The organism is Variovorax sp. SRS16 (assembly GCF_901827165.1).
GTDB lineage: Bacteria > Pseudomonadota > Gammaproteobacteria > Burkholderiales > Burkholderiaceae_C > Variovorax.
The window spans coordinates 14,681-33,211 of the sequence record NZ_LR594666.1 but is presented as its reverse complement, the minus strand read 5'-3'; the positions used below and the strand labels follow the sequence as shown (position 1 = coordinate 33,211).

The following is an 18,531-nucleotide window of genomic DNA, read 5'->3' as shown; positions in this document are numbered from 1 at the left end:
TATTTCTACAGCACGCAAGGGTCAGTGGGAGGTCAGCGTTGCAACGCGATAAACGCAGCATGAGGATACGACAGCGGGCCGCATGTGCGGCCCTTTCCCTTTGTATGGGCGCAGCGCTCGCGGCATGCGGCGATCACGGTGGGTCCGTGGTCGATGCAGAGCCGCCGGCGCCCACCGTGCAGGGGCGTCAGATCCGTTTCGCGCCGGACCATCCGCAGCTCAGGCTGCTGCCGCTCACCGCGGCCGCTCCCGGTACATCCACCCCGGGCGTCGTGGTGCCGGCCGCGGCAGTGATGCTGCATGGCGCGCGGCATTCGGTGCTGGTCGAGGTGCAGCCCGGCGTGTTCGAGTCGCGCGACGTGCGCGTCGCCCACCTCGGCGCCTCGGAGGTCGCCATCTCGCACGGTCTCGCAGCCGGCGAGCTGGTGGTCAGCGACAACGCACTCCTGCTGGCCCGCGAGCTGTGCGAAGCGCAGAGGTCGGCGGCCATCGTCACCGGGCCGGACGATCCGGAACACGTCGCGGCCAGCGCACTGGGCAGCGGCAAGCCATGAAGCGATCGATCCGGTATGTGCTCGACCGGCCGCTCCTCATCGTGCTCGGCACGCTGCTGTTCGTGATGGTCGGCCTCCTTGCCTTCAGGAAGCTCCCGTTCGAGGTCTTTCCCGACGCGAGCGACATCCAGGTGACCGTGATCGCGCTCTACCCGGGCCATGCCGCCGAAGAAGTCGAGCGACAGGTCACGCTGCCGATCGAGGTCGCGCTGTCGGGCCTGCCTCATGCGATCCGCGTGCTGTCGCACACGCAGTTCGGCCTCTCGTTCACCGTCGTCACTTACAACGACGCGGCCAGGGTGCAGGACGCTCGCCAGCAGATCGCGGAGAGACTGCGCAGTGTCGACCTGCCCTCCGAAGCGAAGGCCGACATCGCGCCCAACACCACGCCTGCGGGCGAGATCCTGCGCTACCGGCTGCGCGGCGATGCACTCTCGGCCACCGAGCTGCGCAGCATCCAGGACTGGGCCGTGGAACGTCAGCTGCGGCAGGTGCCCGGCGTGGCCGATGTGGTCGTGATGGGCGGTGCCATCAAGCAGTACGAAGTGCAACCCGACCTCGACAAGCTGCGGGCCTGCAAGCTCAGCCTGCAGCAACTGCTCGATGCACTGGGCCGCGGCAATGCGAGTGCCAGCGGCAGCTATCTGGCGCAGGGCGCGCAGCAGTACGCGATCCGCGGCATCGGCCTCCTGCGCTCGGCCGACGACATCGGCCGCATCGTCGTCTCCGCGCGGGACACGACACCGATCCTCGTACGCGACGTAGCGCATGTGGAGATCGGCGCGTTGCCGCGCCTCGGCACCGTGGGCCAGGATCTCGATGATGACGTGGTCACGGGCGTCGTCGTGATGCGACGGGGCGAGAATGCCAGCGTGGTGCTGAACAACGTGAAGAACAAGATCGCCCAGCTCAACGGGCGCGGGCTGCCGGCCGACGTGCAGATCGTGCCCTTCTACGACCGCACGTCGTTGATGAGCGAAGCGCGCGCGACCCTGCTGCGCAACCTGGTCGAAGCCGCGCTGGGGGTCTCGCTGACGCTCTGCCTGTTCCTGTGGAACCTGCGCGCCAGCCTGGCCGTGGCGGTGGTGATGCCGCTGGCCTTGCTGGCCGCCTTCCTCGGCCTGGCCCTTGGCGGCGTGCCGGCCAGCCTGTCGAGCCTGGGCGCGATGGACTTCGGCATGCTCGTGTGCGGCGCGGCGATCGTGGTCGAGAACATCCTGCATCGCCTGTCCGAAAGACCCGGACTGCAAGACCGCGACGAGCGGCGCCGCGCCCTCATCGAGGCCACGGCCGAAGTCGGCCGGCCGACGCTGTTCGCGATGCTGATCCTGATCGCGGCGCAGCTCCCGATCCTGGCGCTGCAGCGCCAGGAGGGCCGCCTGTTCCAGCCGATGGCCCTGTCGAGCGGCAGTGCGCTGGCGGCTGCGCTGATCTTCTCGTTGACGTTGGTGCCGCTGCTGGCCGGCGGGCTGTTGCGGCGCAGGCTGCCGCGTGGCGACAACCGCATCGCCGCCGCCGGCCAGCGCCTCTATGCGCCGGTGCTCGACTGGGCGCTGGACCATCGCAGGCAAGTGGCGGCCGTCGCGCTCGCGGCATGCGCGCTGGCGCTGCTGGCCGCATCGCGCCTCGGTTCGGAGTTCATGCCCGAACTCGACGAAGGCTCGGTCTGGATTCATCTGCAGCTGCCCTCCAGCGTATCGACCGCCGAAGCCGGCCGCATGCTGCACAACGCGCGCCAGGCGCTGCTGACGGTGCCGGAGGTTCGCACCACCGTGTCCAAGGCAGGCCGGCCCGAGGACGGCACCGACCCGCGCACCATCAGCATGGCGGAAGTCTTCGTCGACCTGAAGCCGCACGACCAATGGCGCGACGGCATCACGAAGCCGCAGCTGATCGATCAGATGGACCGCGCCCTCTCGGCGCTGCCCGGCATGGCGCCGACCTTCTCGCAGCCGGTGCGCGACAACCTGCTCGAGTCGATCTCGCAGACCGACGGCCAGATCGTGGTCCGGGTCGCGGGCGACGACGATGCGACGCTGCGCCGCATCGCCGAATCGATCGAGCACGAAGTCAAGCAGGTGCGCGGCGTGTCTCTCGCCGGCTTCGACCGCGAAGGCCATCTGCCGCAGCTCGCGATCGACATCGACCGCGAGCGCGCCGCGCACGCCGGGATCAACGTGAACGACGTGCAGGACATGATCGAGGTGGCGCTCGCCGGCAAGCCGGCCACCTTCCTGTGGGAAGGCGAGCGCAAGTTGCCGGTCGCCGTGCGTCTGCCCGAATCGCGCCGCACGGTCGCGACGCTGGGCAGCATGCCGATCGCCACGCCGGACGGCAGCGACACCCCGCTCGCCGCGGTCGCCGACATCCGCGAGACCAGCGGTGCCATGGACATCGCGCGTGAAGCGGGCCGCCGCACGATGGCCGTCGGCGTCTTCATCAAGGACCGCGACATGGGCTCGGTGGTGCGGGACATGCAGGCCCGCGTCGCGCGCCACGTCCGGCTGCCGGCCGGCTACACGGTCGCATGGTCCGGCGAGTTAGAGAACCAGGCGCGTGCGATGGCACGGCTCGCAGTGGTGGCGCCGGTCTCGCTGCTGCTGATCTTCGTGCTGCTGCTCGAGGTCTTCAAGTCGCTGCCGATGGCGGCGCTGGCGCTGCTGAGCGTGCCGCTGGCCATGGCGGGTGGCTGCCTGGCGCTCTGGATCTCCGGCATGCCCCTGTCCGTCGCGGCCGTCGTCGGCTTCATCGTGCTCGCGGGCCCGTCGGCGCTGAGCGGCATGCTGATGCTGTCGGCATTCCAGCAGCTGCGCAATGACGGCCGCCCGGTGGTCGATGCCATCCGCGAAGGCGCGATGGGCCGGCTGCGCACCGTGGGGATGACGGCCAGCCTCGCGGCCGCGGGCCTGCTGCCGATGGCGCTGTCGCACGGCGCCGGCGCCGAGCTCCTGCGTCCGCTGGCGGTCGTGGTGATCGGTGGCCTCTTCACCGGCACGCTGCTCGCGCTGGTGGTCCTGCCCGCGTCCTGCCTCGCGTGGTTCGCGCCCAAAGCCGCGGCCGCAGCAAGCGCCGAGGCTCATGCAGCCGAGGTGGTCCTGTGAGTGCGCGCGAGTCCTTCGACACCGCCGGCGTCGGCCACCCGGCCGCGCGCCGCACCGCCGTGGTCCTGCTGCACGGCCTGTGCAGCACGCCCGACGAACTGCGACCCGTCGAGTCCTCCCTGCGCAGCCTCGGCTACGCCATCCACCCGCTGCCGATCGCGGGCTATTCCTTCGACGCCGAGCTCGCGGTGCAGCGCGCCACGCCCTTCGCCGGCTGGATCGATGCCATCGAGCAGAAGGTCGACGCGCTGCGCGCCACCCATGACCGCGTGATGCTGATCGGCATCTCCGCCGGCGCCTCGCTCGCGCTGGGCGCGGCGATCCGCTGCGGCCGGCGCGTCGACGCGCTGGTGCTGATGTCCACCACGCTGCGCTTCGACGGCTGGTCGGTTCCGCGCCGCCAGTTCTTCTTGCCGCTCGCGTTCTACACCCCGCTCGGTCGCTTCTGGAAATACCGCGAGCGTCCGCCCTACGGCGTCAAGAACGAACGCGTGCGCGCCTGGATCGAGCGCGAGCTGCGCACCCGCCGCATCTCCAGCGCCGGCGCCTCGGTGATCGGCATCGCCCACCTGCGCGAGCACGACCGCCTGATCCGCCACGTGCGCGCGCGCCTCGCCCAGGTGGTGTGCGAAGACGTGCTGGCGCTGCACGCGCGCGAGGACGAAGTCGCCAGCATCGCCAACCTCGACATCCTCGCGCGCGGCCTGCGCTGCGCTTCGTTCCGCACCGTGATCCTGGGCAACAGCTTTCACATGATCACCATCGACAACGATCGCCAGCAGGTGATCCGCGAGACCCTCGAATTCGCCGCAGCCGTTGCGCACGGCACCGCCTGAAGGCGCGGCACGCCTTCGCTCTGACCAAGGAGAACGCACCCATGAGTTCCACCACCTTCAACAGCATCGCCAAGATCCTGGAAACCGAGTTCCATCTGGAGCCCGCCGTCATCCAGCCCGATGCGGCACTGGCCGATCTCGGCCTCGACTCGCTCGCGCTGATGGAGTTCGTCTTCGCCGTCGAGGACGCCTTTCGTCTTCGCATCCCGGAAGAACGCCTCGACCCGCGCGAAGCCGGCATCACGCTGCAGCGCCTGTGCGAAGTGATCGACCAGATGGAGCTCGAGCCGCGCAGCGCGCTCGCTCCCACCGCATGAGGGCCGGTGATGCCGCAGCCGGCGTGCGCGCGAGCCATCGCCGGGAGGGCGCCGCGCACGCGGGCCGCGTGGCGGTCACCGGCATCGGCCTGCTGACGCCGCTCGGGCGCACCGCCGAGGCCTTCGACGAGGCGCTGTTCGAAGGGCGCTCGGCGGTCGAGCGCGAAACGCTGCGGCTCGAAGGGCTCGATCCCATGCAGCTCGCGCTGGCGCGCTGCGACTTCGATGCGAGCGCCACGCGCAGCACCTCGCGCCTGCCGCTCGACCGCGGCACGGCGATGGCCCTCTGCGTCGCACAGGACGCCGCAGCGCAGGCCGGGCTGGCGCCTTCGAGCGTCGATCCCGAGCGCCTGGGCGTGTTCTGGGGCAGCGGCATGGCCGGCGCCGCCACCTTCGACAGCACCGCCGCGGCGCTCTACGGCGAACACCGGCGCATGCGTCCGACCACGGTGCTCACGGTGATGCCGAATGCGGCCGTCGCCGAGATCGCGCTGCACTTCGGCGCCCGCGGTTCGGCCATCGGCTATGCCTGCGCCTGTGCGTCGTCGGCCGTGGCCATCGGCGAGGCGATGCGGGCGATCCGCGGCGGCTGGCTCGATGTCGCGATCGTCGGCGGCCACGAGGCGATGCTGACACCGGGCCTGATGGCGGGCTGGCAGGCGATGCGCGTGCTGGCGACGCCGCCCGCGGATGCGCCGTCCACCGCGTGCCGGCCGTTCTCGGCCGACCGCACGGGTTTCGCGCTGGGCGAGGGCGCGGCGGCACTGGTGCTCGAGTCCGAATCGCATGCGCGTGCGCGCGGGGTGCCGGCGCATTCGACGCTGACCGGCTATGCGACCAATTGCGATGGCAGCCACATCACCAATCCGGATTCCGCGGGGCAGTCGCGCGTGATGCGCGCGGCCCTGCGCGACGCCGGGCTGGAGGCGGCGCAGATCGGCTACATCAATGCCCACGGCACGGCCACCTCGGCCGGCGATGCGGCAGAGGCAGCGTCGATCCTCGCGGTGTTCGGCAACCAGGTGCCGGTGAGCGCGACCAAGGCGATCCACGGCCATCTGCTCGGCGGCGGCGGCGCGGTGGAACTGGTCGCGACCTTGCGTGCACTGGCGCGCGAAGTCTTGCCGCCCACCGCGCATCTGCACACGCCCGATGCCGCCTTCGACCTCGACTTCGTGCGCGGCACCGCGCGCGAGGCCGCGGGCCTGCGCTACGCGATGTCCAACTCCTTCGCGTTCGGCGGCACCAACGCGGTCATCGTCGCCGCGCGCACGGCGGCGGACTGAAGAGGACGCGAGGCATCCATGCACCGGCTGGTGGTCTTCGCGGTGCCGGTGTTCGCGCTGCTGATGGCCTGCGAGTTCATCTACGGATGGCTGCGCAAGCGCAACACCTATCGCTTCGACGACACCGTCGCCAGCCTGAGCCAGGGCCTGCTGAGCCAGGCCGTCGCGGCGTGCACGCAGCTGTTCCAGATCGGCCTGTATGCGTGGGTCTATCCGGCACTCGCGCTCTGGACCCGGCCGGATTTCTGGAACAGCGCGATCGGCTGGACGCTGGCGATCCTGCTGTTCGACTTCTGCGACTACTGGCTGCATCGCGCCGGTCACGAGTCGGCCGTGTTCTGGGCCGCGCATTCCGTGCACCACCAGAGCCGGCGCTTCAATCTCTCGACCGCGCTGCGGCAGGAAAGCCTGGTGGCGCTGCTGGGATGGGTGTTCTATCTGCCGATGGCCGTGGTCGGCGTGCCGCCCGAGCAATTCGGCCTGGCCGGGCTGGCGGTGCTGCTCTACCAGTTCTGGATCCACACCGAGCACATCGGCAAGCTCGGCTGGTTCGACCGCGTGTTCTCGTCGCCCTCCAACCACCGGGTCCATCACGCGGTCAATGACGAGTACATCGACCATAACTACGGCGGCATGCTGGTGGTCTGGGACCGCCTGTTCGGCACCTTCGCCGAAGAGGCGGCGCCCTGTGTCTACGGCACGCGCGAACGGCTCGAGGGCAGCAATCCCCTGCATGCGGTCTTCGGGCCCTACGCGCCGCTGTGGCGCGACGCGCGGCGCACGCGGCACTGGCGCGACAAGCTGCGGGTGTGGTTCATGCCGCCGGGCTGGCGGCCGGCGGACGTGGCGCTGCGCGATCCGAAGCCGGCCTTCTCGCTGGTCGCGGCGCGCGCCGATACGCCGCCCGCGCACCCGCAGCAAGGCATCGCCGGCGCGCTGCAGTTCCTGCTCTGGACCGCGGTGGTGCTTCGCTTCCTCTGGTGCGCCGACGATCTGCGCTTCGGCCTCGATGCGGCGCTGCTGGCGCTCTGCGGCGCCGGCCTCTGGACGACCGGCGCGCTGCTCGATGCGCGGCTGCGGGCGCGTTCCGCGTGGGGGCTGCAGCTGCTGGGCCTCGGCATCGCCGTGGCGCTGCTCTGGCCGCACTGAGCCGGCGTCCGCGCGGAGACAGCGCAGGCGAAAACCTCAGCACGCCGCAAGGTCAAACAGCCGCCGACTGGACATTCACCTCGTGGGAAGGTTCAGACTTGCATTTCCATTCCATCGACCTCAAGGAGCAACGACGATGAGCCAGAAATTCCAGGTCTCGGGCATGAGCTGCAACCACTGCGTGAGCGCCGTGCAGAACGCGGTGCAGACGGTCGACCCTGAAGCCCAGGTCACGGTCGACCTCGAAAGCGGCCATGTCGACGTGCTGAGCAACCAGCCACGCCAGGACATCATCGTCGCCATCGAGAACGCCGGGTACCAGGCGAAATAGTGCACACACCGGGCGGCCTACGCCGCCGGGCCGGGTTGCGAAAGCCCGGTGTTCTTTGTAATATCTTTGTATGCATTTGCAAACAGAGGCCACCGACAGGGCGACCGTTGCCGCGCCGACCGGCGGGCGCGTCCCGGCCGAGTGGCGACCGATCGAACGGGTGGACGGCACGCACCTGAGTTACGAGGACTTCCTGGCCCGTTACATGCACCCGTGCCGGCCGGTGGTGATCTCCAATGTGGCGCCGCAATGGGCCGCCATGCGCAGCTGGACACCGGCGCATTTCAAACAACGCTTCGGCAGCAAGCCGGTCGCCATCGGCTACGGCCGCGACATGCCCTTCGACCAGTTCATCGACGAGGTCGTGGCCTCCACGCCCGAAGCGCCCGGCCCGTACATGTACCGGTCCTTCCTGCACGAAGTGCTGCCCGAGTTGCTGCCCGACGTGATCCCGCAGAACAAGTTCTGTTTTCCGCGCCGCTATGCCAGTCCGCTGATGCCCGAGAAATGGCGCCGGCCCGACGGCTACCTCAAGCTGCTCGTGGGCGGTGTCGGCAGCAAGTTCCCGGTGATGCACTTCGACGGCGAGAACGCGCACGCCGCCATCACGCAGATCTACGGCGACAAGGAATTCGTGATGTTCGCGCCCGAGGACGGGCAGTACCTCTATCCGAAGAAGTTCTTCCCGAACCACTCGATGGTCGACGATCCGACCCTGATGGACCTGGATCGCTACCCGCTGCTGGCCAAGGCCACGCAATACCGCACCGTGCTCAAGCCCGGCGACATGATCTTCGTGCCCGCCCAGTGGTGGCATGCGGCGCGCGCGCTGTCGACCTCGATCTCGGTGTGCACCAACATGCTCGACGCCTCGAACTGGGACGGCTTCATCGCCGACGTGGCGCAGGCCGAACGCGAGAAGATGCCCGCGTTCCGGCTCCAGCTGCTGACCGGCTATCTGCGCGTGCTGGGCAAGGCTCTCACGGCCGTCGAATCGTTCCAGGCCCGATCACCGAAGCTGGCACGCACGCTGGTCCTGCCGCGCGTCATCACGCCGGCTTCCGCGGACGTCGCGCCCGAGCCTTCGCGCCGGCAGCTGAACATCCGGATCCCGACCGCCTGAGCGGGACGCGCCGCGAAGCCGGCGCCCGGACATGGCGCGGCCCGCTACCATGCGGACCATGCCGCCCCTTCCCCGCATCCTGATCGCCGAAGACGAGTCCGGCATCGCGGACACCCTGCAGTACGTGCTGCGCACCGACGGCTTCGAGCCCGTCTGGTGCGCGACCGCCGCGGAGGCCATCGCGCAGTTCATCGCCGAACCACCGGCGCTCGCGATCCTCGATGTCGGCCTGCCCGACATGAACGGCTTCGAACTCTTCAAGCGCCTGCAGATCCTCATGCGCGAGGCCGGCGGCGCGGACGTGCCGATGCTGTTCCTCACTGCGCGCAGCGACGAGATCGACCGCGTGGTGGGGCTCGAACTCGGCGCCGACGACTACGTCGCCAAGCCCTTCTCGCCGCGCGAACTGGTGGCGCGGGTGCGCACCATCCTGCGGCGCAGCGGGCGCGCAGCAGCCGGCAATGGCCCCGCGAGCGCGGCGGCCGCCGCACCGGCGCCGTCCATGGCGCCGGCAACGCCCTTCGCGGTCGACAACGAACGCATGCAGATCCGCTACTACGGCCGGCTGCTCGAGCTCTCGCGCTACGAATACGGCCTGCTGCGCCTGATGGTGCAACGGCCCGGCCGCGTCTTCACGCGCGACGAGCTGCTGCAGCGCGTCTGGGACGAGGCCAGCGACAGCTTCGACCGCACGGTGGACGCCCACATCAAGACGCTGCGCGCCAAGCTCAAGGCCATCGCGCCCGAGGTCGAGCCGATCCGCACGCTGCGCGGCACCGGCTATGCGCTCAATGAAGACCTCCCTCCCACGCCGTGAACACCGAAGTGCGCGGAGCTCGGGAGTGAGCCGAAGAACTCGAATTTTCATCGGCATCCTGCTGATCTACACCGCGGGCATTGCCTTTCTGCTGTACCGCGTCGTCGCCGACATCGATCCGCGCTACCGCGAGTCGGCCGAGGAATCGCTGGTCGAGATCTCGCAGCTGATGGCCAGCCTGGTCGAACAGGACGTGATCGCCGGCGCGATCAACCCGGCACGGCTCGAGCCGCTGTTCCGTTCGGTCTACGCGCGCGAGTTCTCGGCCCAGATCTACAACCTGCACAAGCGCCGCGTCGAGCTGCGCATGTACGTCACCGACCGCAACGGTCGCGTGCTGTTCGACTCGCTCGGCCGCCACACCGGCGCCGACTACTCGCAGTGGAGCGATGTCAACCGCTCGCTGGCCGGCGTCTACGGCGCGCGCACCACGCGCGACATCGAGGGCGACCCGCTGACCTCGGTGATGTACGTCGGCGCGCCGGTGCGCTGGAACAACGAGATCGTCGGCGAGGTCACCGTCGGCAAGCCGGTGCGCAGCTTCGGCCAGTTCGTCGAGGACGCGCGCGCGCGCACGCTGTGGGTCGGCGCCGGCTCGGGCCTCGCGCTGATGGTGCTGGCGATCATCGTCTCGGTCTGGCTGGTGCGGCCCTTCGGCCTGATCTCCGACTACCTGGCCTGGATCCGCAGCCAGCACGCGCAGGGCAGCCTCAGCCTCTGGCGCATGGCGCGCCGCGCCGTCGACACGCTGCGCAGCGGCGCCCGCGAACTGCGCGATGCACTGACCGGCCGCAACTACGTGGCCGACTACGTCCAGACCTTCACGCACGAGATCAAGAGCCCGCTGTCGGCGATCCGCGGCGCGGCCGAGCTGATCCAGGAACCCTCGATGCCGCAGGCCGAACGCGAGCGCTTCCTGGCCAACATCGCGCACGAGACGCTGCGCATCCAGGAGATCGTCGACCGCATGATGGAACTCACCGCGCTCGAGACGCGGCGCGCACTGGAGCGCACGCAGACCGTCGCGCTGGTGCCGCTGCTCGAGGAGGTGGCCGCCAGCGCGCAGGCCGCGGCCGCGGCGCGCGAGGTGCGCGTGCTGGTGTCGATCGATGCGCCCGCCTCCACCGAAGGCGACCCGTTCCTGCTGCGGCGCGCCGTCAGCAACCTGCTCGACAACGCGATCGACTTCTCGCCCTCGGGCAGCGAGGTCGTGCTCGCGCTGCGCAGCACCTCGCGCGTCGCGCGCATCACCGTGCGCGATCACGGCAAGGGCATTCCGGATTATGCGAAGGACAAGGTGTTCGAGAAGTTCTATTCGCTCGCGCGCCCGCACACGCAGAAGAAAAGCACCGGGCTCGGCCTGGCCTTCGTGAAGGAGATCGCCACGCTGCATCGCGGCCGCGTCGAGCTGGCGAACGCACCGCGCGGCGGCGCGCTCGCCACGCTCACGTTGCCGCTCACTTGAAAAGGTCGAGGATGCGGCTGCGCTCCTCGGGCGCCGGCATCGGGCTCACGGGCGCGCCGGCCAGCTGCTCGGCGGGCGGCGTCGGCCCTTCGTCGACGCCCAGGCTGGCAACATCGTGGCCCGGCGTGTAGTCGTCGTAGTACCACTCGCCGTCGACCTTCACCACATCGGCCGGCGGCGGCGCCGGCGCGGCCACCGGCACGTCCTTGAGCACCGCGCGCATGTAGTCGATCCAGATCGGCAGGCTCAGGCTGCCGCCGCTCTCGCGGTCGCCGAGCTTGCGCGGCGCGTCGTAGCCCATCCATGCGATCGCGACCATGCTGGGTTGGAAGCCCGCGAACCAGGTATCGATCGAATCGTTGGTCGTGCCCGTCTTGCCGTACAGGTCATCGCGCCTGAGCGCCTGGTAGGCCTTGTAGCCGGTGCCGCCGCGCACCACGCTCTGCAGCAGGTTGTCCATGATGAAGGCATTGCGCGGCGAAATCGCGCGCCGGCTCTCGTCGAGCTTCGGCGGCTCGGTCTCGACCAGCACCTTGTCGTCGCGGTCGGTGATGCGCGTCACCAGGCGTGGTGCGATGCGATAGCCGCCATTGGCGAACACCGAATAGGCCGAGGCCATCTGCATCGGCGTGACCGAGCCGGCGCCGAGCGCCATCGGCAGGTAGGCCGGGTGCTTGTCGCGGTCGAAGCCGAAGTTCGTGATCCAGTCCTGCGCGTAGTGCGTGCCGATCGACTGCAGCACGCGGATGGTCACCAGGTTCTTCGACTTCTGCAGCCCCTGGCGCAAGGTCATCGGCCCTTCGAAGGTGCCTTCGTAGTCCTTCGGCTCCCACGGCTGGCCGCCGGTGGTGGCGGCATCGAAGAACAGCGGCGCATCGTTGACGATGGTGGTCGTCGCGAAGCCTTTCTCGAGCGCCGCCGAGTAGATGAAGGGCTTGAAGCTCGAGCCCGGCTGGCGCCACGCCTGCGTCACGTGGTTGAACTTGTTCTGGCTGTAATCGAAGCCGCCCACCAGCGCCTTGACGTCGCCGCTCTTCGGATCCATCGCGACCAGCGCGCCTTCGACCTCGGGCAGCTGCGTGATCTCCCAGCTGTCCTTCGGCGTCTTCGCCACGCGGATCACCGCGCCGCGGCGGACCTTGAGGTTGGGCGCGGCCCGGTCCGACAGCGCGGCGCGCACCAGGCCGAGGCCTTCGCCGGTGATGCTCAGCGTATCGCCGTTGCCGCGCACGGCACGTACCTCTTTCGGGCCAGCCGACAGCACCACGGCCGACAGCACGTCGCCGACATCCGGCTGATCGGCCAGCGCGTCGTCGACCGCGTCGTCGAGCGACGCGGGATCGTCCGGCAGGTCGACGAAGCTGCGCGGGCCGCGCCAGGGCTGGCGACGTTCGTAGTTCATGATGCCGTTGCGCAGCGCCTTGTACGCCGCCGCCTGATCAGCCGCCACCAGCGAGGTCGTGACCTTGAAGCCGCGCGTGTAGATGCTGTCGCCATACTGCGCGTACATCAGCTGGCGCACCGTCTCGGCCACGTACTCGGCATGCAGGCGGGTCGGGTCGGCCGCCTGTCGCAGCTGCAGCGGTTCCTTGCGCGCCGCGTCCGCCTCGGCAGCCGTGATGAAGCCGGCCTCCTGCATGCGATCGATCACGTAGAGCTGCCGGGTGTGCGCGCGCTCGGGGTTGTTGATCGGGTTGTTGGTGCCCGGCGCCTTCGGCAGGCCCGCCAGCATCGCCGCCTGCGCGAGCGTGATGTCCGACAGCGGCTTGCCGAAATAGGTCTCGGAGGCGGCCGCGAAGCCGTAGGCGCGGTTGCCGAGGTAGATCTGGTTCAGGTAGATCTCGAGGATCTGGTCCTTGCTTAGCTGGTGTTCCAGCCGAAAGGCGAGCAGCACCTCGTAGAACTTGCGGGTGTAGGTCTGCTCGGAACTCAGGTAGACATTGCGCGCCACCTGCATCGTGATGGTGGAGGCGCCCTGGCTCTTGCCGCGCTTCATGTTCGCGAGCACCGCGCGCACCAGCCCCTTGTAGTCGATGCCGCCGTGGTCGTAGAAGCGCGCGTCCTCCACCGCGAGCACGGCTTCCTTCATCTGCTTGGGAATGCGCGCGATCGGCATCAGCTCGCGCCGCTCCTCGCCGAATTCGCCGATCAGGACGCCGTCGGACGAGAACACGCGCAGCGGCAGCTTGGGCTGGTAGTCCGACAGCGCCGAGACGTCGGGCAGATTCCGATAGACCAACGCCACCGCGACGCCACCGGCCAGCAGCACCGAGGCCAGGCCGGCCGCGCCCACCAGCGCGAGGCGCTGCAGCCAGGTGTGCCAACCCGGACGCGGGCGAGCGGTGTCGCGCGGTCGGCGCGGGTCGGAATCTCTTTCGATGTGGGGCACGGTGGTTCTCGCTCTCGTCGATCGGGAGCTGCGATGGTGGCTGCACCACCCGCAGCGCATGTGAAGTCCCTTGCCGCTTCACTTCACACAGACTTCACAGAAGACTCGGCTTGCGGCCGATTGGTTCAAACAGGCTTCCCACTGTCTTCTCCGCCGGCTCCGACATTGGTCCCCGTGCACCGTCGCACGACCATCCCCCGAGGGACAAGGACCATCGTCATGGAAGCCATCACACCCCGACCCGGCCGCTGGCTCTGGCTCGCCACGCTGAGCCTCGCGAGCGCCTGCTGCGCAGTGCTCATCGCGCGACCGGTGCAGGCCCAGGAGGCGCCCGGGCCGCGCCTGAAGACCGAGAGCCCGTACTTCTTCGTCCAGAGCGACGATCCGACGGTCGACCGCCTGCCGCTCAAGGCCACGCAGGTCGACGTGAAGATCTCGGGCGTGATCGCCGACGTCACGGTCACGCAGACCTATCGCAACGAAGGGCAGCGACCGATCGAAGCGAGGTACGTGTTCCCGGGCTCCCCGCGGGCCGCGGTCGGCGGCCTCAATGTGCGGCTCGGCGATCGCCTGATCACCGCGCAGATCCGCGAGAAGCAGCAAGCCCGCATCGACTACGACAGCGCGAAGAAGGAAGGCAAGACCGCTGCACTGCTCGAGCAGCATCTGCCCAACGTGTTCCAGATGAACGTGGCCAACATCCTGCCGGGCGATGACGTGCGGGTCGAGCTGCGCTACACCGAGCTGCTGGTGCCGCAGGCCGGCAACTACCAGTTCGTGTTCCCGACCGTGGTCGGGCCGCGCTACAACAGCCCGCGGTCGGAGAACCGGGATGCGAAGTGGGTCGCGCAGCCGACGCTGCACGCGGGCGTGGCGCCGAGCACGGCCTTCCAGCTGAAGGTCGTGCTCGACACGCCGCTCGGCATCCGCGAAGTGCGCTCGCTCACGCATGCGATCGAGGTCGCGAAGCGCGACGAGGACCGGCATGCGGACATCACGCTCGCTGCTGGCGGCGAGCCTGCGAACAACCGCGACTTCGTGCTCGACTACCGCCTCGCGGGCGAGCAGATCGAATCGGGCCTGATGCTCTACAAGGGCCAGGGCGGCAGCGGCGGCGAGGGTGCGGAGAATTTCTTCCTCGCGATGGTCGAGCCGCCGAAATCGGTGGCCGCCAGCGCCATCTCGCCGCGCGACTACATCTTCGTGGTCGATATCTCGGGCTCGATGCACGGCTTTCCGCTCGACACCGCCAAGGTGATGCTGGAGCGGCTGATCGGCGGCCTCCGCCCCAGCGACACCTTCAACGTGCTGTTGTTCTCGGGCAGCAACCGCATGCTCTCGCCGCACTCGGTGCCCGCGACGCGCGCCAACATCGCGCAGGCCCTCGCGACGATCCAGAACTACAGCGGCAGCGGCAGCACCGAGCTGATCCCGGCGCTCAGGCGCGCCTATGCGGAGCCCAAGCCCGAAGGCATCTCGCGCAGCATCGTGGTCGTGACCGACGGCTATGTGACGGTCGAGCGCGAAGCTTTCGCGCTGGTGCGGCAGAACCTCTCCAAGGCCAACCTGTTCGCCTTCGGCATCGGCTCCTCGGTCAACCGGATGCTGATGGAAGGCCTGGCGCGCGCCGGCATGGGCGAGCCTTTCATCATCACCGACCCGCTGCAGGCGCCGGAGCAGGCGGCGCGCTTTCGGCGCATGGTCGAGTCGCCCGTGCTGACCGACGTGAAGGCGCGCTTCGAGGGCCTCGACGTTTACGACGTGGAACCCGAAACGCTGCCCGACGTGCTCGGCGAGCGACCGGTGATCGTGTTCGGCAAGTGGCGCGGCGAAGCCCGCGGCAGCGTCGTGATCGAAGGCCGCAGCGCCAGCGGGCCGTACCGCCAGGTGTTGAAGATCGACGGCCCGACGCGCCGCGATGCGGCCGCGCTGCGCAGCCTCTGGGCGCGCCATCGCATCGCGAGCCTGAGCGACCAGGAAGCGCTGGAAGGCGGCGACGCGTTCAAGCAGCGCATCACCGAGCTCGGCCTGCGCTATGGGCTGCTGACGCAGTACACCAGCTTCATCGCGATCGACAAGGTGGTGCGCAATCCAGCGCCGCAGTACAGCGTGGGCGTCGACCAGCCGCAGCCGCTGCCCAAGGGCGTCGAAGAATCCGCGCTCGGCCAGACCCTCGGCGCCGAAGTGCCGAGCACGCCCGAGCCCGAAACGCTGGGCGCGATCGCGGTGGTGCTGTCGATGCTCGCCATGCTGCGCCGCAGAGCGCGCCGCCATGACCCGCGTCGTTTCACCGCTTGAAGGAACCGGCATGTCACTCGCTGTTCTCGCAAGCACCCACCCCCGCGTCTTCGACCGCGGCATCCAGCTCGACCGCGCGCCGGCCTCGGGGTGGCTGGCACTGCAGGCCGCGGCGCTGATGCCGACCTGGCTCTGGATGGCCACGCGCCTCGGCGACGGCTCCGACGATCCGCTCGGCCTGCTGGCGCTCGCAGCGCTGGCCGTGCTGGCCTGGTCGCTGCGGCGCGACCTGCGTCCGGCGCCGCGGCTCGGCTGGCTGGCATGCGCCACCGGCGGCACGCTCGCCGCGACCGTGTTGCGCACCGGCGCGGGCGCCTTGCCGGCGCTGCCGCCGCTCGCGGCCGGGCTGCTGGCCGTGCTCGCGCTCGCGTGCGGCCTCATCGCCTTCCTGCCGCGGCGCATTGCCGCGCTGCCGGTCGCGGGCCTGTCGGTGCTCGCATTGCCGTTGTTGTCATCGCTGCAGTTCTATGCGGGCTATCCGCTGCGCATCGTGACGGCCGAGGCCAGCCGCTGGTTGCTGGCGCCCTTGTTCGACGTCGCGCGTGAAGGCAGCAGCCTGGTGGTTGATGGCCACCTGGTGATCGTCGATGCGCCCTGCTCCGGCGTGCAGATGGTCTGGCTCGGCTACTTCACGGCCTGTGTGGTCGCGCTCTGGGCGCGGCGCGACGACCGCGGCTTCCTGGCCCGGCTGCCGGCCGTGGGCCTCCTGGTGATGGCCGGCAACATCGTGCGCAACAGCCTGCTGATCGGCTTCGAGGGCGCGGGCCATGCGCTGGCACCCGCGCTGCACGAAGCGCTCGGCCTCGCGCTGCTGGCGCTGGTGTGCGCCGGCATCGCCTGGGTGATGGCGCGCGCACCCAAGCCCCGCGAACACCGCCTGGCCCCCACCATCCCGGGCCTGATCACCACCGACGGAGGCCGCCGTGTCGATACCGCTCTTTGACCGCTGGTTCGCGAACCGCTTCGTCAACCGCATCGCCCACAAGGCGGCGTTCGCCATCGTCATGCTGGCCTGCCTCGCATGGTCGGCCGCCTGCGCATTGCGGTCGTCTCCGGCGCCCATGGCGATCGCGCCCTTTCACGAGTGGCCGAGCGAATGGGACGGCGTGCGGCTGCGCCCGCTGGCGCTCGGCGAGGTCGAGCAGCGCTTCGCCGACCGCTTCCCCGGCGCCATCGCGCGCATGACCGACGGCGAACGCATGTTCGTGCTGCGCCAGGTCAACACGCCGACCCGCATGCTGCATCCGGCCGCCGACTGCTACCGCGCGCTCGGTTTTCGGATCGCGCAGGTGCGGCTGGAACGCGATGCCGGGGCCCGTCTGTGGCGTTGTTTCGACGCCGAGCGCCGCGGCACGTCGAAGTTGCGTGTCTGCGAGCGCATCGTCGACGCCGAAGGCCGTGCTTTCACCGACACTTCAGCCTGGTACTGGTCGGCCGTCGGCGGACAGTCCCAGGGGCCGTGGCAGGCCGTGACCCTCGCCCGGCGGATCGAGTGAGAGAGTGATTTTGAACAAAGCGCTGCGTTATCTGTTGTATGCCTTGCTGGCCGTGATCCTGACGGCCGCGGTCGCCGCCTTCCTGATCGTGAAGCTGGCGCTGGCGCCGGGCCAGGACGAATGGCCGACCCGCATCAAGACCGGGCCGCTGACGCTCGACGTCGGCGTGCCGACGGCGATTCGGCTGGCCACCTCGTCCTGGTTCGCGCCCTGGATCGCAGGCCGCACCCTCGACACCGGCTTCGGACCGATGCGCTTCGGATGGGACGAACCCACCAACACGCTCGAGATGGACTGCGCGCCCTGCAGCGCCACCGTGCCCGCGCTCGGGCCGGCGCCGATCCGGGTCGACAACCTGCGCATCACGGCCCGCCGCGATGCCGGCTCGCTGAGCGGCACGCTGGAAGCCACGCCGGGCGCGCTGCCGGCCGGTGCTGCATCCGGCACCACCGACAAAGTGCTTCACGCGCGCTGGAACGGTCGGCTCTCGCAGAAGAACCTGCAGCTCAGCATCGATGCCGCCGACGCGCCGATCACGCAGTGGTACGCGGTGCTCGCGCCCGAACTGCCGGAGCTGCAGCGCGCACGCATCGGCGGCACGCTGGCACTGCATGCGCAGGTCGCGCTGCCGGCCGGCACCTTCGCGATGCAGCCGCGCATCTCGCAGTTCACCGTCGAGGGACTGGGCACCGAGGCGATGCTCGGTGCGCGCAGCAGCTGCGGCGCACCCAGCCGCCTGGCCAGCGACAGCTGGCTCGCGCGCGCCGTGATCGCGGCCGAGGACCAGCGCTTCTTCACCCACCCGGGCTACGACCTGACCGAACTCACGGCCTCGATGGAGAGCAACCAGAAAGGCGAACAGGCCGAGCGCGGCGGCAGCACGCTCACGCAGCAGCTCGCCAAGCTGCTGGTGACCGGCAGCGAGCGCAGCGCCGCGCGCAAGCTGCGCGAACTGCTCTATGCGGTCGAGATGGAACAGACGCTGGGCAAGGCGCGCATCCTGCAGCTCTACCTCGACAACGCGCCCTGGGGCCCGGACCTGTGCGGCGCCGAGCCGGCCGCGCGCCGCTATTTCAAGCGCAGCGCGCGCAACCTCGAGCCGGCGCAGGCGGTGTGGCTGGCGGCGATGCTGCGCAACCCGGGCGCCGCGCTCGAGAAGTGGCAGCAGAGCGGCCAGATCGATGCCGCGCGTGCCAAGTGGGTGGCCGAGGGCGTTCGCGGCATCACCCATGGCCAGCGCGAAGCGCTGCTGCGCGGCGTCGCCAACGCGCACTTCGCGCCGCCGCCCTGACGAGATCTTCGTCCAGGCGTGGTCGATCAGCCGGCCTCGCCGCCCGGCGCCGATCCTTCGCGCCTTGTGCCGGTCGCC

15 protein-coding genes are annotated in these 18,531 nt (G+C 69.7%); 14 read left to right on the top strand and 1 reads right to left on the bottom strand.

Annotated elements, in window-relative coordinates:
- The first annotated feature begins 146 nt into the window (after positions 1-146).
- The 10 genes from E5P2_RS00140 to creC all read left to right on the top strand — a co-directional run bounded on the left by E5P2_RS00140 (position 147) and on the right by creC (position 10,979).
- On the top strand, positions 147-554 hold the full coding sequence (locus E5P2_RS00140; protein ID WP_162565161.1) for a hypothetical protein: 408 nt from the start codon (positions 147-149) through the stop codon (positions 552-554).
- Positions 551-3,655, top strand: coding sequence for an efflux RND transporter permease subunit (locus tag E5P2_RS00135; RefSeq protein WP_162565160.1), 3,105 nt, complete (start codon positions 551-553; stop codon positions 3,653-3,655). Before E5P2_RS00140 ends, E5P2_RS00135 begins: the two co-directional genes overlap by 4 nt.
- A complete protein-coding gene (locus E5P2_RS00130) occupies positions 3,652-4,491 on the top strand; it encodes an alpha/beta hydrolase (protein ID WP_162565159.1) in 840 nt (279 codons plus the stop codon). The genes E5P2_RS00135 and E5P2_RS00130 overlap by 4 nt, the downstream gene beginning before the upstream one ends.
- Before the next feature lie 41 nt (positions 4,492-4,532).
- Positions 4,533-4,808, top strand: a complete 276-nt coding sequence (locus E5P2_RS00125) for an acyl carrier protein (RefSeq protein WP_162565158.1) — start codon at positions 4,533-4,535, stop codon at positions 4,806-4,808.
- Positions 4,805-6,094 carry a beta-ketoacyl-[acyl-carrier-protein] synthase family protein gene (locus E5P2_RS00120; RefSeq protein WP_162565157.1) on the top strand — a complete coding sequence of 430 codons (1,290 nt, stop codon included), beginning with the start codon at positions 4,805-4,807 and terminating at the stop codon, positions 6,092-6,094. Before E5P2_RS00125 ends, E5P2_RS00120 begins: the two co-directional genes overlap by 4 nt.
- An 18-nt stretch (positions 6,095-6,112) precedes the next feature.
- Entirely contained in the window at positions 6,113-7,243 is a 1,131-nt protein-coding gene (locus E5P2_RS00115) for a sterol desaturase family protein (RefSeq protein ID WP_162565156.1), read from the top strand.
- A gap of 136 nt (positions 7,244-7,379) precedes the next feature.
- Positions 7,380-7,574, top strand: a complete 195-nt coding sequence (locus E5P2_RS00110; protein ID WP_162565155.1) for a heavy-metal-associated domain-containing protein — start codon at positions 7,380-7,382, stop codon at positions 7,572-7,574.
- A gap of 70 nt (positions 7,575-7,644) precedes the next feature.
- The gene (locus E5P2_RS00105; RefSeq protein ID WP_162565154.1) at positions 7,645-8,697 is read left to right on the top strand and encodes a cupin-like domain-containing protein; all 1,053 of its coding nucleotides are present in this window, start codon (positions 7,645-7,647) and stop codon (positions 8,695-8,697) included.
- A gap of 58 nt (positions 8,698-8,755) precedes the next feature.
- The gene (gene creB, locus E5P2_RS00100) at positions 8,756-9,514 is read left to right on the top strand and encodes a two-component system response regulator CreB (RefSeq protein ID WP_162565153.1); all 759 of its coding nucleotides are present in this window, start codon (positions 8,756-8,758) and stop codon (positions 9,512-9,514) included.
- 25 nt (positions 9,515-9,539) lie between these two features.
- Entirely contained in the window at positions 9,540-10,979 is a 1,440-nt protein-coding gene (gene creC, locus E5P2_RS00095) for a two-component system sensor histidine kinase CreC (RefSeq protein ID WP_162565152.1), read from the top strand.
- Here creC and E5P2_RS00090 read toward each other — a convergent pair.
- Complete coding sequence (locus E5P2_RS00090; protein ID WP_162565151.1) at positions 10,972-13,428, bottom strand: penicillin-binding protein 1A; 2,457 nt, start codon at positions 13,426-13,428, stop codon at positions 10,972-10,974. The genes creC and E5P2_RS00090 overlap by 8 nt on opposite strands.
- Before the next feature lie 159 nt (positions 13,429-13,587).
- Between E5P2_RS00090 and E5P2_RS00085 the strand changes: the two genes are divergently transcribed.
- The 4 genes from E5P2_RS00085 to E5P2_RS00070 are packed head-to-tail and all read left to right on the top strand — an operon-like array spanning position 13,588 to position 18,453.
- Positions 13,588-15,666, top strand: a complete 2,079-nt coding sequence (locus E5P2_RS00085) for a VIT and vWA domain-containing protein (RefSeq protein ID WP_162565150.1) — start codon at positions 13,588-13,590, stop codon at positions 15,664-15,666.
- A 10-nt stretch (positions 15,667-15,676) separates the two neighbouring features.
- Positions 15,677-16,609 carry an exosortase Q gene (gene xrtQ, locus E5P2_RS00080; protein ID WP_162565149.1) on the top strand — a complete coding sequence of 311 codons (933 nt, stop codon included), beginning with the start codon at positions 15,677-15,679 and terminating at the stop codon, positions 16,607-16,609.
- Positions 16,590-17,162, top strand: coding sequence for a hypothetical protein (locus E5P2_RS00075; RefSeq protein ID WP_162565148.1), 573 nt, complete (start codon positions 16,590-16,592; stop codon positions 17,160-17,162). Before xrtQ ends, E5P2_RS00075 begins: the two co-directional genes overlap by 20 nt.
- Positions 17,163-17,166: 4 nt before the next feature.
- Positions 17,167-18,453, top strand: coding sequence for a biosynthetic peptidoglycan transglycosylase (locus E5P2_RS00070; RefSeq protein WP_232080530.1), 1,287 nt, complete (start codon positions 17,167-17,169; stop codon positions 18,451-18,453).
- Positions 18,454-18,531 lie beyond the last annotated feature (78 nt).